Genomic DNA, 14,689 nt, shown 5'->3' with positions numbered 1-14,689 from the left:
ATGTTCTCGATCGACGTCGGCGGCGGCCCAGCCGTGCCTTTCTCACGTAAGGCGGAGTTTGTCGGCGCGTGCTGGCGACCCGCGCTTCCCAGGCAGCAAGTCACCAGCGCGATATTCTGCGCACGTGCGGCTTAGCCGAGCGGAACGCGAGAGGGTTTTCGCGGCGGTGGCGGACGAGCGGCGGTCGATCGCCACCTTGATCGACGGCCTCAACACCGACCAGTTGGCCACGGAAAGTCTATGCGCTGGGTGGGATATCAAAACTGTTGCCGCGCACCTTGTTAGCGATTTCGCCGACGGATTCTGGGGCTTTATGGCCAGCGGCATTCGTCACGGCGGCATCGATCGGGGAATCGACGCACTGGCCCGTCGCCGGGCGCGAGCCTCAGCCGCCGAGATCGCCGAGACGTTACGTTGTCGAGCTGATCATAGGCTCAGCCCGCCGGTGACCGGCCCGTTGTCGGGCCTCACCGACGTTCTAGTACACGGTGCAGATATGCGCATACCCTTGGGACTTCCGCATCGGCCGGATCCACAGCATGTCGCTCGGGTGCTCGACTTCCTGACCAGTCCAACGCAACTTGGCTTCCTCCCGCGCCGACGCCTGCGCGGTATCGCTCTACACGACGAGGACACCGCGCGAACTTGGGGCGACGGCGCATCGATCCGCGGACCAGGCTTTGAGGTGATGTTGGCGGTGTGCGGACGCACCGTCGCGCTTGACCGACTCCACGGCGCAGGGGTGTCCGTGCTGCAGTCCCGGCTCACCTGATCGCGCCACAAATCTTGTGAGCCCGATGAAGTTGACCTAAATCATTGTTGAGGTCCTACGGTCATGACTCATGAATATCACTGACTCACAACTCACCTCAGAAACTTCCAGTCGTGCACGCACCGCGGATCTGGGGCTGCTGCTCGTCCGCGTCGTCTTCGGTGGACTTCTGGCCGCCGCGGGTCTGCAGAAGCTCTTCGGCTGGTTCGGTGGGCCAGGCCTGACCGAAACCGGCGCGGCCTTCCAACAGATCGGCTACAGCCCAGGCGTTTTCTTTGCCGCCGTAGCCGGTCTGCTCGAGGCCGTCGGCGGACTGCTGCTATTGCTGGGGTTGTTCACCACATTGGCCAGTTCGATCGTCATCGGCGTGATGATCAACGCCGTCAGCGCCACGTGGTCCGGCGGGCTCTTCGGCCAAGCTGGTTACCAGCTCCCGCTGCTCTACGCGACTGCAGGAGCGCTCATCGCCTGCACAGGCGCGGGCGTACTGGCACTGGATCATGGCCGTACGTGGCAGCGCGAAGGTGCAGCATGGGCCGCGGCCAGCATCGTGACAGGCATTGCGGCCGCCATCGCAGTCCTGCTGCTCAAAGCGGTGCTATAGCGCCCGAGCCGGTGCGCGCGTGACTCCGCTGTCCTGACCGCGAATTGAGCCCAGTGGGTAACGATTCGAAACCTGTTGTGTTGCAGGACGACACGAATGCGGCGTCAATTCGGCCACGGCCACTATGGTCACGTCGTGCACCGGCGAACCGCGCTCAAGATCCCGCTGTACCTGGCAGCAGCCGCGGCGCTGACCAAGTTGCCCCTCGTCTCTGCTGAGGCGGCCCGATGGTCGGCCGACCGCGCCAACGCCTGGTATGCAGCGCAGGGCTGGCTGCTCGGCGCCAACTATGTCACCTCGACCGCCGTGAATCAGATCGAAATGTTCCAGGGTGGCACCTATGACCCGCGCCGCATCGACGCCGAACTTCGCCTGGCACAGCAAATCGGATTCAACACCGTGCGGGTTTTCCTCCACGATCAACTGTGGGCCACAGACCAAGTGGGATTCAGCCGCCGGCTTGCGCAGTTCGTCGGTATCGCGGCGAGTCACAACATCAAGCCGCTCTTCGTGCTTTTCGACTCGTGCTGGGATCCGTTGCCCAGGACGGGCCGTCAGCGGGCGCCGATAGCCGGAGTGCACAACTCCGGTTGGGTGCAGAGCCCCGGGGCCCATCGGCTGCAGGATCCGGCCTATACCCGCGTGTTGCAGAGCTATGTCACCGGAGTGGTGGGCCTGTTCCACAACGACCCTCGCGTCCTCGGTTGGGACGTGTGGAATGAGCCGGACAATCCCGCGCGCGATTACCGCAAGGTTGAACACGAGGACAAGCAGAAACTCGTCGCCGCGTTCCTTCCCCACGTGTTCCAATGGGTACGCGCCGTTAACCCGGTGCAGCCGTTGACCAGTGGAGTTTGGCAAGGGCACTGGAAAGAACCCGCGCGGCGCAGCGCAGTCTGCAGCCTGCAGCTCGAGCACTCAGATGTCATCAGCTTTCATAGCTACGGGGATCCAGCCGAGTTCGAGGCCCGCATCGACGAGCTCACTCCGCACGGACGACCGATTCTCTGCACCGAGTACCTTGCGCGCAACTTGGGCAGCACTGTGGAAGGCATCCTGCCGGTTGCCAAGAGACGCAACGTCGCCGCCTACAACTGGGGCTTCATCGCTGGAAGGACGCAGACGTATCTGCCATGGGATTCCTGGAAACGGCCCTACGCCTCTCCTCCCGAAACGTGGTTCAGCGATCTGCTGTATCCCGACGGACGCCCCCATGACGACAACGAGATACGCGTGATCCGACAACTCGCTGGAACAGGTCGCCCCACCTGAGGCTGGTTTGACAAATTGGCAAGTTCCCTTGCCGAATGAGTTGGTCGGCCGCAGCATGGAGGCATGGAACAAGATCGAGCAGCCGTCATCGATGGTGTGCAAGCAACGCAGTACGAAGCTGTCGCTGAGCCCTTGACGCGGCAGTGCATCCCGTCGGCGTTCGCGATGGTGGGCGGGATCAGGCCCGGCATGAGTGTTGTCGATATAGCCTCGGGCCCAGGCGGTTTGAGCGTCGCGGCCGCCGAGGCGGGCGCGCAAGTACTTGCCACCGACATGTCCGAAGCCATGGTGGAAAGGGCCGCTCAGCGTCTGCAGCCGTATCCAAACTGCACTGCCCGGGTGATGGACGCTCAGGAGCTTCGACTCCAGGACGGCTCCTTTGACGCGGCATTTTCGCTGTTTGGCGTCGTGAACGTTCCAGACTGGCGCCGGGCTGTCCGCGAGCTGGCCCGCGTCACCCGCACCGGTGGCTACGGCTGCATCAGTACATGGCGTGATCCTTTTACTGTGGGACCGCTTGGCTTTCTCGCCGAGGCGTTGCGCATGACGTTCCCCGATGCGCCCGCGCTTCCCCGACCCGAGGGCGTCACCGCGCTCCGGTCACCTGAAGCGTTTCGGGCGGAGATGGCAGCCGCCCGATTCAACGACGTCGACATCCGAACGGTCGAAGTCGTCTGGTCGGCACCGTCCGTCGACGCGTTCCTCGACGAGTGCGGTCCGCTGTACGAACGGATGCCAACCTACGCCGAGCTCTCCCAAGCTGACCGCGACCGACTGCTCCCAGCGCTGCGCAACGTCGCCGAGAAGGCCTGCACTGAAGACGGATTACGAGTAGTCGCAACAGCTTTGGTCGGCGCCGGCCGACTCTGAAAGTTACACCATGCCGCGCTTGTTGACCACTGCAAACGCCGGTGTTGTGTCCGGGGACGACGCGGCACGCCGGTTTCGCGTCAGCGCTATCGCGGGCAGCGCGGCGAGCACGAAGAGCACCCCGGCCATGAGGACGTAGAGGTGGACGCCGGTCGCCGTGCTCACCGGGGCGCCATCTGCGAAGACGCCAGGGACTTGGGTGGCCTTGAGCACTTCACCTCCGGCGACATTGACGGCGACCGATCCGAGGGCGAGCACGACCGACACCAGGCCGGCGATCGTGCCCTGCCGTTCGGGCGCTTCGAGGTCGGTCGCCAGGTTGTAGCCGGAGGCGCCGATGGCTCCCGCCGCCATACCGAGCATGGTTCCGCAAGCAATCGCCAGCGGTAGCACTGATACGCCCGCCAGCATCGCGAAGGTCGCCACTATCCCGACCGCGATGCCGCCGAGCAGCGGCAGTGCGGGACCGAACCTCCCGGCGATCCATCCGGCGCAGACACCGCCGATGACGATGCCGAGATTGGGTGCGGCGAGCAAAACCGCGACCGCCTCTCCATTGCCCAGCCCGTAGCCGAGACTCAGGTCGGGGGGCACCTGGGCGGTAATGCCCGTCAGTTGCAGCATGCTCCGGAACGAGCCTGCTGCCAGTACCAAAGCCAGCAGTGTCAGCAGGATTGGGCGACTGAGGGCCCGGATGTCGATGATGGGTTCGTTGACACGCAGCGCGAGCGATGCCCAACCCGCCAACGCGGCGACACCGGCCGCCAGTAGCGCGATCATGCCCCCGGACATCCATCCGAGGTCTCTCCCGAGGCTGATGTAGGCGAGCACCGCGCCGAGGCCGCCGCCGAGCAGGAGCGCCCCGCCCACGTCGATCCGGCCGGGGCTGCGGACCGGCGACTCCGGGATGAAGGAACGCACGCAGAGCGCCGCCGCCGCGGCGAGCAGCGCCGCCGCGATGAACACGCTTCGGTAACCGAACGCATCAATGATCGGCTTCATCAGGAACGGCTCGATGATTCCGACGATCGATGAGCCCGACGTCAGCAGCCCGACCACGGCCATCGCCACCCGCGGGGTGCAGATCTGGCGTGCGAGGGCGACGGTGATGAAGACCGCCGCGAAGGCGGCGCCCTGGAGGAAGCGCCCCGCCAGGAAGATCCAGACGTTGGGCGCGACGAGGCAAACCAGCGCTCCCGCGCACGCGAGCAGCAGCGCGGCGATGAGTATCCGACGCTTGCCGAAGATGTCGGAACTCTTCGCAAGCAGCGGTGACCAGATGGCCCCCGCAAGCATCGCGCTTGCATTGAGCCACGCGGCCTGATCGGTGTCGAATTGATCCAGCAACTGGGGCAGGACCATCATCGGCGAGCCGATGACGACATCGGCCAGGACGTTGGCGAGAATCAGGACGGCCACCCAGATGACGAGTCGTCTACTCCACCGGTGCTCCTGGACGACGGGCGCGGGCGCGCCTGGCGTGTCGTTCACGTCGTGGCCGCGGGTACCGAGTTCGATTGCGCTGGCGAGCCCGGCGACACCGGCTCCGGAAATGAGGACATGCAAGGTGCGTGCTCCAGGTCTGATTAAAGCGACAAATTGTCGCTTTAACGAAGGCTAATCATGATTGGCTTGCACCGCAACGGTCGACATGACGACAATCGGCACCCGGGCGGAGGACACGAGGTGAGCACGGGGATGGCCGACGGCACCGCGAACCGGCCGTCGGCACGACGTCCCGGGGGTCGCAACGCGCTGGTGCGCGCGAAGATCCTCGGCGCGACGGCCGAGCTAGTCGCGCGCGACGGCATCGCGGGATTCCGCTACGAGGACGTCGCCGAGCGCGCCGGCGTGCACAGGACCAGCGTCTACCGCAACTGGCCCGACCGCGAGGAGCTGGTCGCAGAGGCGCTGCTGCAGTATGCCGAGGACCTCGCGTCCATCGCCGACACCGGCGACCTGCACCGTGACCTGGTGGACTACCTGATGGCCATCGCCCGTGGTCTCGACACGCCTTTCGGCCAGGCTCTCGAACTGGCCCTCCAGCCCACCCACGAGAACCCCGTCGTCCGGCAGACGGTGGCCAGGATCCTCGAGCAGCGCGGGGTCGCCATGCGGCAGCGGGTGAACCTCGCCGCTGACCGGGGCGAGCTGCCACCGGTCGACAGCGCTTTCCTCGGCGAGATGATCTCCGGACCGGTGCGCCTCATCGTCAACCGCGGTACGCGACCGTTTACCCGCACGGACGCCGAGCGTATCGTCGACGTGGTGCTCGCTGGCATCCGAGCCACGGCGCCGCACCCCTGAGCCCAGACCACCACTATGTGGCCAATTAGCCTGTGACCGAATGTGATTCGTGCTTGCTAGTGATATGTGCCGCTGATCGCCGCTACTTGAATGCGTATCTCCAGATTGCAGAACCAACCTAACCTTTGCTCATCACTTACTGATCACCCGCACGATGGCCAGTTACCGACGCGCGCCACCTTACGGATCAAAGACTCGGCTGAACAAATGTTAGGTTATACGCGGCCAGTTGAAGTCCCGCGCGTACCCGCTCCGCTGATGTTCACGCTGTGCTTCGACATGCGCTCGACCGCCGGACCGGTGACCGTTTAGGAGGGCCTTAGTTGTGGGCCAATTCATCATGCTCGGAACTCTGTTCGGACTGATCGTCGTGATCTACGGCGTGGTGCTCTACTTCGATCCCGAAGCGCGAAGCCGCCCAAACGACGAACGCGAACAGTGAACACCGAGTTGACGCCGCTGCTGACTGGGGCTGTGTTCTTTGGCTGGGGCGGCGGCATACTGTTCACCGCGGCCGGCATCTATCTGAGTGTTCGCCACCGCCGACTTCACCCGCTACTGCTCCTGTGCATCTGTGCGATCTCGTTCTCATGGATCGAAGCGCCCTATGACTGGGCGATGTACGCGCAGTTTCCGCCCGCGCTACCGCGCATGCCCTCGTGGTGGCCGTTGAACATGACGTGGGGTGGTCTGCCATCGTCGGTACCCGTGGGCTACATCTCGTATTTCGTGCTGCCCGCGGTGGTCGGTGCGGCACTGGGTCGGTGGGTGAGTAAACGCTTTGACTTGCGAAGGCCCACAACGCTGCTGACCGTTGGCCTTGTCGTCGGCTTCTGCTGGGCCCTGTTTTTCAACGCGGTCATCGGCGCACAACTCGGCGTCTTCTACTACGCCTACGTGATTCCCGGGCTCGCGATCTTCGAGGGAACCAAGAACCAGTACCCGATTTATGACGCCATCGCGATGGGCGTGCAAATGATGGTCTTCACATACCTTCTGGGCAGGACCGACTCGCAAGGGCGAAACGTCATCGAGATGTTGGCCGACAAGGTATCGAAGACCCGTGCGCAATCGGCAATCGTGTCCATCGCGTCAGTCATCGTTATCGGAAACCTGCTCTATAGCGCTGTTTTCGCGCCCCACCTGGCAACGAAACTGGGCGGGTATGTGACCTCCGGGCCGTCTGAGCAACTGTTTCCCGGTGCGCCGAACCAACCCAGATAGGGAGTGCTGTGACTGTGGACCCGGCCGCGGACCTGTACTACGACCCGTTCGATTTCAGCATCGACGATGATCCGTACCCGGTGTGGCAGCGGATGCGCTCACAAGCGCCGCTGTACTTCAACGACAAGTACAACTTCTATGCGCTGAGCCGCTACGACGACGTCGCGCACGCATTGCCGGACTGGCAGACGTATCGGTCGGGGCGGGGCACAACAGCCGACATCCTGTTCAGCGGGATCGAAGTCCCGCCAGGAATCCTGCTGTTCGAGGACCCGCCGCTACACGATCTGCACCGGCGGCTGTTGTCGCGGGTGTTCACGCCGCGCCGGATGCTGGCCGTCGAAGACCTGGTGCGTGGGTTTTGTTCGCGCGCACTCGATCCCCTTCAAGACGCCGACGGGTTCGACTTTGTGGTCGACCTCGGAGCCATAATGCCGATGCGCACAATCGGATACCTGTTGGGAATCCCCGAGGAAGCCCAGCAGCAGATCCGCGATCTCAACGACAAGAGCATCACGGTGGGCTCACCGGACGCAGGCGCCGCTGATATCAGCCCGACGATCTTCCAGGATGCGATCGCGCTGTTCGCCGAGTACATCGAGTGGCGGGCGACCCATCCATCCGACGACCTGATGACAGAGCTGCTCAGCGCCGAGGTCGAAGAGCAGGACGGAACGCGACGTCAACTCGACCGCACCGAGGTCCTCGCATACACCGCGATGATTGCCGGGGCCGGTAACGAAACCACTGCTCGGTTGATCGGATTCATGGGCCAGCTCCTCGGTGAGCACCCCGAGGAACGACACGAACTCGCCGCGAATCCATCGCTGATTCCATCGGCGGTGGAGGAAACCCTGCGATACGAGCCGCCATCACCGGTGCAGGCGCGATACGTGGCCCGCGATGTCGAACATTACGGGCACACCGTCAGCGAGGGTTCATACATGTTGTTGCTCAACGGTTCAGCCAACCGCGATGAAACAAAGTTCACCGACCCGAACCGATACGACATTCACCGCCAGGGCGGACATCTGAGCTTCGGGCAGGGATTGCACTTCTGCCTCGGCTCAGCACTGGCGCGGCTCGAGGCGCGGGTGGCACTCGAAGAAGTCCTCAAGCGATGGACCGATTGGGACGTCGACTACGACAACGCGCGAAGAGCACGCACATCAAGCGTGCGTGGCTGGGCGCAGCTGCCGGTCAAGACCAAATGAATGCGTTGGTTTGATGCAACGAAAACCGTTGCGGTTGAGCATTAGTCGCACTGCGGATCAGGCGGGTCACAAGCAAGAAACGGCTTCACTCATGGTGGTGATCGCCGTCGGTGTTATGCGACGGATCGACGGCTCGCGGCGGGGCTTCGACGGGTGTCGGCGTGCTGGACGGGCGGATTGACCCGGCAATCGGGGGAGTCGCTTGCTCCGGATGAACGTGGTCGCCGTCGCCACGTCCGATAGTCGACGTGTGGTGGTCGGGTTCTGCGCCAGCCGGGGTGTGGTGGCCGTGTTGCAGGCCAGAAGCCACTCCTAACGTTGCCGCGGAGGCGACTACGGCGCCGAGCCCGACTAGCACGATCGCGTTTGCGAAGGCTGGAATCGGCGCGGGCTGTCGGCCTCGGTACCACACCCAGCCGGCTCCCATGACGACGTAAACCTCGAGCAACAGAGTGCACAGGCCGGCGGCTTGGACGAACTCAGGTTCTCCGGCGTGTGGGCCGAACGGTGCTCCCGCGGTGCGGGACACGACCCAAAGACCGGCGGCACCGACATTGCCCAGGATTCCAACGGCGAGAACTGCCGTGGTTGTCCGGGCCAGCAGCACTCGCGCCCAAATCAGTTGGAACAGAGCAACTGAGACGAAGAACAGCCCTGACGGTACCCACTCTTTCCAGTGCGTCGGTACGACGGCGAAGTGGATTACCGCGGCTCCAAGTGAAGCGATCGCGGCGAGCCGAGCAGCCAGCCCGCTGTCGGTTTTCGTCGCTGCTCTCCGTGACACTCGTCCGATGATGTCATCGCCGGTCCCAACTCCGATGATGTGAAACCACATCTCAACCTGACCGAGACTGTGCCGTCACCCTCTGCGTCGCGCGGCAATCAGCGACTAGATGGCCCAGGCGTGCCGGGGGACTGAACGAGCCGTCTGCCGACGCTGATTGGCGCTCGATGCCTTGACCCACTAATTTTCCTGAAGTGATATCCCCAGTTGTAGGCGCAGTCGCCCGGTGGATCGCCCCCTTTATGACGGCTGCGGCCGTTGTAGGCATGGGTCTTGTCAGCGCCCCGGCGCTGGTCGGTCCTGCCCCAACCGTGCGCCTGGTCGATGAGGTGAACCCATTGGCCGGAGCACCGTTCTACGTCAATCCCACGTCGGCGGCCATGCGCGCCGCGCAGAAGACCGATCCGCCGAGTCCCGAGTTGACTGCTATCGCCAACACGCCGCAGGCGTACTGGATCGTCCCAGGCTCGTCCGCGGCCACGGTCGCGAAGTACGTCGGCGACGCGCAGGCTGCGGGTGCTATTCCGGTGCTCACCCTCTACGGCATCCCACACCGCGACTGCGGCAGCTTCGCCGCGGGTGGATTCGCGACGGGCGCGGAGTATCGCCAATGGATCGACCGCATCGCTGCCGATGTGGGTCCCATGCGGGCGGCAGTCATCCTCGAACCGGATGCACTCGCCATGGCCGATTGCCTGTCGGGAGACCAGCGTCAGGAACGCTTCGACCTGATCCGCTACGCCGTCGATACGTTCACCCGCAATCCGGCCACGGCCGTCTACGTCGACGCCGGCCACCTGCGGTGGCATAGCCCCGAGGAAATGGCCGCCCGGCTCAACCAGGCTGGTGTCGACACCGCGCGGGGTTTCAGCCTCAACACGGCGAACTTCTTCACCACCGAGGATGAAATCGGTTACGGCGAAGCGATTTCGGGGCTGACGAACGGCTCGCACTACGTGATCGACACGTCGCGCAACGGCAACGGGCCAGCGCCCGACTCGCCGCTCGACTGGTGCAACCCCAGCGGCCGGGCACTCGGCGCTGCGCCCACCGCGGAAACTGCGGGCGCACACGCGGACGCCTACCTGTGGATCAAACGCCCCGGTGAATCCGACGGAACTTGCGACAAAGGTGATCCGCCGGCGGGCAACTTCGTGAATCAGTACGCCATCGACCTCGCCCGCAACGGGGGCTAGTAGTAGGGCCCCACGCGCAGAGTGCCGCCGTCGGCAGGCGAAATGCCTTGCTTGCCATATCAGCAACTTCGTTTGCAAGCGCTGACACGTGTCGAGCAGGCTGTAGCGATGACACCTTCGTCTTGTCGCGAACCCTCGGGCGATCCTTGTGTATGGGTGGCGCCTAAGGACCCTGCGGAGTGGGATGAGCGATATGCCAGCACAGCGCAAATGTTCAGCGGTAACCCCAATTTCGCGCTCGTCACCGAGGTAAACGGACTTCAACCGGGGCGAGCGCTCGATGTCGGGTGTGGTGAGGGCGCCGACGCGGTCTGGTTGGCCGGTCAGGGCTGGGCAGTGACGGCGCTGGACGTTTCACAAGTGGCGCTGCAGCGTGCTGAGCAGCGCGCCCAACAAGCAGAAGTGCAAGTGAACTGGGTGCATGCCGGCCTGGTCGAGGCGGGGCTGACACTGGCGGGGTTCGATTTGGTGTCCGCGCAGTACCCGGCTCTGCCCAGTTCTGCAGATCGTGACGCTGAGCGCGCGCTTCTGGCAGCCGTGGCGTCCGGTGGACTGCTGCTGATGGTTTACCACGCCGGGTTCGACGGTGAGGAGGCCAGAGCCCGCGGAATCGACCCCGCCGATTACGTCCTTCCGACCGACATCGTTGCTGCGCTGCTCGACGGTCACTGGCATGTCCAGATCGATACCCAGCGCGTCCGAGACGTACCTGCCGGCGCTCCCGGAGGACATCACACTCACGATGTGGTGCTGAGAGCGCGACGCTTGCCCTGACGAGATCGGATCAGCCGCGGCCGAGGCCGCCGGCGTCAGCGGAAGCGGACGTTCAACGTCGCGAGGCCGAAGATCTTGCGGCCACCGGCCTTCGCGCCGACGATGACGACACCGGTGCGGGTCGCCGGGTCCAGCGACTTGATCCGCCCGCTGAACTCGATGTCTGCGCCACCGGCGGCAGGAACAATCGCGGGCTGCGACAGCCGCACCGCATAGCGGGTGACCGCGCCGGGGTCGCCCGACCACGCGGCGCCGAAGCTGGCACCCAGACCCATGGTGAGCATTCCGTGGGCGATCACATCGGGCTGCCCCGCCAGCTTGGCGATGGCTTCGTCCCAGTGAAGCGGGTTGGCGTCGCCCGACACGCCGGCATAGTTCACCAGGTCGCCGCGGGATAGCCGCGTGTGGTGCACCGGCAGCTCGTCGCCGACATTCACGTCATCGAAGGACGCCGTACCCGGCGTGCGGGCCGTGCCGCCCTCGGCGATCCGCACGTCGCCCTCGGGGCGCACTGTTTTCTGATACGCCGTTTCGGACTCGTCGACGCCGAGCAGGTTCACGTCGTGCATCATCACGCCCTGCACCGCCGACCTGATCGCCGGATCGACATCCTCGGCGGTGATGCCGACGACGGTGGTGTGCAGGGTGTGCACCCGCTCGCCGGCGGCGTCGGTGAACGTGTTGGTGACGGTGATCAGGTCTCTGCCTGCGATCCTGCGCACCGACGACAGTTCGACGTCGGTACGGAGTTCGTCGCCGGCGACGATTGGGCGGTGTTGCTCGAAGACTTCCTCGGTCTGTAGGTACATGTCGTAACCGACGACCACCGATTCGAACATGCGCTGATTGCAGGCCATTGCCGGGGTCGACGTGAACGTCAGCGGCGCCACCAGGTCCGGGTAACCCAGCTCCGCGGCCGCGGCCAGATTCCAGTGCGCGGGGTGGTAGTCCTGCACTGCACGTGCGAACTCGCGCACCTTCTCGCGGCCCACCAGATAGGTGTCGTCCATCTGGTAGTAGTGGCCGACCCGGGATTCGAGCGCCGACGTTTCTGCTGCTGCGGTCATGAAAATCGCTCAACTTTTCTACCGGCCTGTTCGCTGAGGCCGATCGAAGCACATTAACGCGCGGGGGACTGCCGGTAGAGGCCGGCTATTCCATGCCGGAGCGGCCCGGAGTCCAAAAGGGTTTGGTGCGGATGTTGCGGCGATCCCAGCCGCGTTCAGTGACCAGCATTTTTCTCAGGGTTTGGATGGTGCGGGCTTCACCGGCGAGGTAGGCGACGCCGGGATGGTCGGGCAGCTGGAGGCCACGCAGGGCTCGAGCGAGGACGTCGGAGTTCGCGGCGGAGACGTCCCCGCGTTCTACATGGGTCAGGGGTCGGGCGAGAGGCAGGTGGTCCGTGTCAGTCGCGCCCTCGATAACCCCATGGACGTCGGCATCTGCGGGTAGCGATCGCAGCATCGCGGCGAACGCGACCGACGCGGTTTCCTCGCCGGCGAACACGTGGTAGGGCGCGTCCTGGCTTATGACGAAGTTGCCTTGGGGGCGCATGAATTGGACCTGGCCGCCGATCGTGATGGCAGCCGCCCAGCGTCTGGCGGGGGTATCGACATTCGGCTCTCCAGGTTGCTCGAGCATCGCGATGTCGAGGGTGCCGCTGTCTGAGTCTGCGTTGTAGATGGAATAGGTACGCAGGGCGTCGTGTGGATGCAGCCGCAGAGCTGATTCGATGAGCCCCGCGACCTGCAGCCGAATATGTTGACCCGGCGTCCACGTCAACCCCTGCAGTCGGGGACCGTGGAACCGGATGCGTCGCATTCTGGGTGTCAGATGCTCGATCTCGCTGACGGTTGCTGACAGGAACACGCTGTCGCGCAACGTGGTGAGGAACGGGATCGTGTCAATAATTGTCGCCACGAATTTCTCCAAGAAGTCAGTTTGTGGATTCAACGTTCGAAAGACGGGTGCCGTCCGCGAGCCGGGGGTGCCCCGAATTACGCCGTGCGAACGGATAATTCGTTGCCGCGGCTTGGTTCGAAGGGGAGAGGGATGCTGCGGTAGCCGTTGTCGGGGTTACGCACGTAGGTCAGATACTCGCTGGATTCTTCAATGGCGTTTTCTCCGATGACCAGGGCCCCTGCGTTCAGGTGGGGTTCGACAAGTTTGAGCACCGGCAGATACAGGCTCCATGCCCCATCGAGCAGGACGAGATCGACACCGTCACCGACACCCTCGCGAAGTGTTTCCAGGGCATCGCCGACGCGGATGTCGACGAGATCGTCCAGGCCCGCGGCACTCAGGTTCTCTTGTGCGCGACGGGCTTTCGTCTGCTCCAGTTCGGTGGTGATGAGTTGGCCTCCGCCGCCGTCGCGTAGGGCAACGGCGAGATGGATCGTGGAGATGCCGAATGATGTACCGAACTCCACGATGCGTTTCGCTTGGCGCGACCGCGCACAGACGTAGAGGAATCGCCCGAATTCGGGCGACACGTTCAGAAAGTTGTCGGCGAACTCGTGATAGACGCCTTTGTAGTCTGTCGCCTCCTGAGCCAGCAGTTCCGTAAGAGAATCACTGCGGTCCTGGAATGCCGCGAGCCACTGAGCCTGCAGCGGCCCGTCGGCAGCCTGCGCCTCGGCGAACAACCGCGCCAGCACGTCGGCGACCGGTGTAGAGGTGAGCGTGTCCATGCCGTTCTCCTTGAATGATTCACATGGCGGGTGTCTAAGTAAGGGTTGACTGACACCGCGATGGAGTGTGGGTGGTCGAACCCGACGAGTTTCATCGAGGCGTTCACCGCCGTGGTCGGACAGACCCCGGGAAGCTACAAAGCGGACCTGCGCTCACCCTCGCCATGGCTTTGACCCCCCAATGACTTTGACTGCTGATTCCGGAGTCGTTTGATCACGAGTTTCGGAGTCGGTGTTGTCGCGGTGAAGTCACTGACTGTGAATTCGGGAGTCACCGGTTAGGGCGCGCCGACCAGCACTGGCCGTCGGCCGGGTAGGGCAAATATGAGGTAAACGCCTCATGTGCCGGGGCGGGCGTGTCGAGCACACTACGCAATAAGCGTGCGCGGACCGGCCGCTATTTTTGGGATCGGTAGCCGAGCGGGTCGGGTCAACTTGTCTCAACGACGCCACACGGTGTGGCGCAGCACACGGAAGGACACACATGACCACTCACAAGATGGGCACCCGGTTCCTCGCAGGCGCCGTGCTCGCGGGCGGCCTTGCCCTCACCGGCGTCGCGCTGACTCCCGGCACCGCCGAAGCCAGGTGCAACATGCTGAGCATGTGCAGCCAGGTGTGGTGCCCCGGACAGCCGCTGCCCGTCGGCGAATGGGGTAGGGAACCGGACGTCAAGTGGGACATGAACGTCTGCCACACCTGGTACTACGGTCACGCCGGTCGCGCCGGTTCGACCCACGGGCAGGTCGAGGTGGGGTACCGAATCATGGAGGGCGAGCCATCGCCCGTCGGCCTCTACTGAGCTAACGTACGCAGGGTCAGCGCACCATCGTGACGCCCCGCCACCAGCCGTTGCGCCGGTAGCGACGATCCGACCGCGACGCCGCCCTGCCCCCGCCAGCCGGTGACCAGGGCGTCGACGCCGCGGATCTGCCGGTCGGTCAGGCCGCCGGCTTTTTCCTTGGTCCCTCCCCCCGATCTT

15 protein-coding genes and 1 pseudogene are annotated in these 14,689 nt (G+C 64.3%); 10 read left to right on the top strand and 6 right to left on the bottom strand.

What is annotated here, in order from left to right:
- Positions 1-124 precede the first annotated feature (124 nt).
- The 4 genes from VFH65_RS23475 to VFH65_RS23460 all read left to right on the top strand — a co-directional run bounded on the left by VFH65_RS23475 (position 125) and on the right by VFH65_RS23460 (position 3,518).
- Positions 125-772: a maleylpyruvate isomerase family mycothiol-dependent enzyme gene (locus VFH65_RS23475; RefSeq protein ID WP_353324683.1), complete on the top strand. Its 648-nt coding sequence runs from the start codon at positions 125-127 to the stop codon at positions 770-772.
- Between the two features lie 70 nt (positions 773-842).
- Entirely contained in the window at positions 843-1,376 is a 534-nt protein-coding gene (locus tag VFH65_RS23470) for a DoxX family protein (RefSeq protein ID WP_353324681.1), read from the top strand.
- Positions 1,377-1,511: 135 nt separating this feature from the next.
- On the top strand, positions 1,512-2,648 hold the full coding sequence (locus VFH65_RS23465) for a cellulase family glycosylhydrolase (RefSeq protein ID WP_353324680.1): 1,137 nt from the start codon (positions 1,512-1,514) through the stop codon (positions 2,646-2,648).
- A gap of 63 nt (positions 2,649-2,711) precedes the next feature.
- On the top strand, positions 2,712-3,518 hold the full coding sequence (locus tag VFH65_RS23460; RefSeq protein WP_353324679.1) for a class I SAM-dependent methyltransferase: 807 nt from the start codon (positions 2,712-2,714) through the stop codon (positions 3,516-3,518).
- Between the two features lie 3 nt (positions 3,519-3,521).
- Here the strand turns inward: VFH65_RS23460 and VFH65_RS23455 are convergent, their stop codons facing one another.
- Positions 3,522-5,084, bottom strand: coding sequence for an MFS transporter (locus tag VFH65_RS23455; protein ID WP_353324678.1), 1,563 nt, complete (start codon positions 5,082-5,084; stop codon positions 3,522-3,524).
- Between the two features lie 120 nt (positions 5,085-5,204).
- Between VFH65_RS23455 and VFH65_RS23450 the strand changes: the two genes are divergently transcribed.
- From VFH65_RS23450 to VFH65_RS23440, 3 genes are all read left to right on the top strand, one after another.
- On the top strand, positions 5,205-5,825 hold the full coding sequence (locus VFH65_RS23450; protein WP_353324676.1) for a TetR/AcrR family transcriptional regulator: 621 nt from the start codon (positions 5,205-5,207) through the stop codon (positions 5,823-5,825).
- 438 nt (positions 5,826-6,263) lie between these two features.
- Positions 6,264-7,049, top strand: coding sequence for a spirocyclase AveC family protein (locus tag VFH65_RS23445; protein WP_353324674.1), 786 nt, complete (start codon positions 6,264-6,266; stop codon positions 7,047-7,049).
- An 8-nt stretch (positions 7,050-7,057) separates the two neighbouring features.
- The gene (locus VFH65_RS23440) at positions 7,058-8,263 is read left to right on the top strand and encodes a cytochrome P450 (RefSeq protein ID WP_353324673.1); all 1,206 of its coding nucleotides are present in this window, start codon (positions 7,058-7,060) and stop codon (positions 8,261-8,263) included.
- Between the two features lie 85 nt (positions 8,264-8,348).
- Here the strand turns inward: VFH65_RS23440 and VFH65_RS23435 are convergent, their stop codons facing one another.
- Positions 8,349-9,098: a hypothetical protein gene (locus VFH65_RS23435; RefSeq protein ID WP_353324671.1), complete on the bottom strand. Its 750-nt coding sequence runs from the start codon at positions 9,096-9,098 to the stop codon at positions 8,349-8,351.
- Positions 9,099-9,289: 191 nt separating this feature from the next.
- Here VFH65_RS23435 and VFH65_RS23430 point away from each other — a divergent pair, with 191 nt between their 5' ends.
- Both VFH65_RS23430 and VFH65_RS23425 read left to right on the top strand, forming a co-directional pair.
- Positions 9,290-10,243, top strand: coding sequence for a glycoside hydrolase family 6 protein (locus VFH65_RS23430; RefSeq protein WP_353324669.1), 954 nt, complete (start codon positions 9,290-9,292; stop codon positions 10,241-10,243).
- A 156-nt stretch (positions 10,244-10,399) separates the two neighbouring features.
- On the top strand, positions 10,400-11,017 hold the full coding sequence (locus tag VFH65_RS23425; RefSeq protein ID WP_353324668.1) for a class I SAM-dependent methyltransferase: 618 nt from the start codon (positions 10,400-10,402) through the stop codon (positions 11,015-11,017).
- Positions 11,018-11,052: 35 nt separating this feature from the next.
- Here VFH65_RS23425 and VFH65_RS23420 read toward each other — a convergent pair whose 3' ends face one another.
- From VFH65_RS23420 to VFH65_RS23410, 3 genes are all read right to left on the bottom strand, one after another.
- Entirely contained in the window at positions 11,053-12,084 is a 1,032-nt protein-coding gene (locus tag VFH65_RS23420) for a fused (3R)-hydroxyacyl-ACP dehydratase subunits HadA/HadB (protein WP_353324667.1), read from the bottom strand.
- Positions 12,085-12,169: 85 nt separating this feature from the next.
- Positions 12,170-12,937, bottom strand: a complete 768-nt coding sequence (locus tag VFH65_RS23415; protein ID WP_353324666.1) for a siderophore-interacting protein — start codon at positions 12,935-12,937, stop codon at positions 12,170-12,172.
- Between the two features lie 77 nt (positions 12,938-13,014).
- Complete coding sequence (locus tag VFH65_RS23410) at positions 13,015-13,707, bottom strand: O-methyltransferase (RefSeq protein ID WP_353324665.1); 693 nt, start codon at positions 13,705-13,707, stop codon at positions 13,015-13,017.
- 484 nt (positions 13,708-14,191) lie between these two features.
- On the opposite strand from VFH65_RS23410, the gene VFH65_RS23405 reads away from it, so the two are divergent.
- Positions 14,192-14,509, top strand: coding sequence for a hypothetical protein (locus VFH65_RS23405; protein ID WP_353324664.1), 318 nt, complete (start codon positions 14,192-14,194; stop codon positions 14,507-14,509).
- Here VFH65_RS23405 and VFH65_RS23400 read toward each other — a convergent pair.
- Positions 14,503-14,689 (bottom strand): annotated as a pseudogene (locus VFH65_RS23400) (hypothetical protein); the annotation flags it as partial. The gene VFH65_RS23405 and the pseudogene VFH65_RS23400 overlap by 7 nt on opposite strands.

The sequence above is a fragment of the Mycobacterium sp. genome (genome assembly GCF_035697385.1).
Lineage (GTDB): Bacteria > Actinomycetota > Actinomycetes > Mycobacteriales > Mycobacteriaceae > Mycobacterium.
The sequence above is the reverse complement of the archived record's forward strand: the minus strand, read 5'-3'. Positions and strand labels throughout refer to the sequence as shown.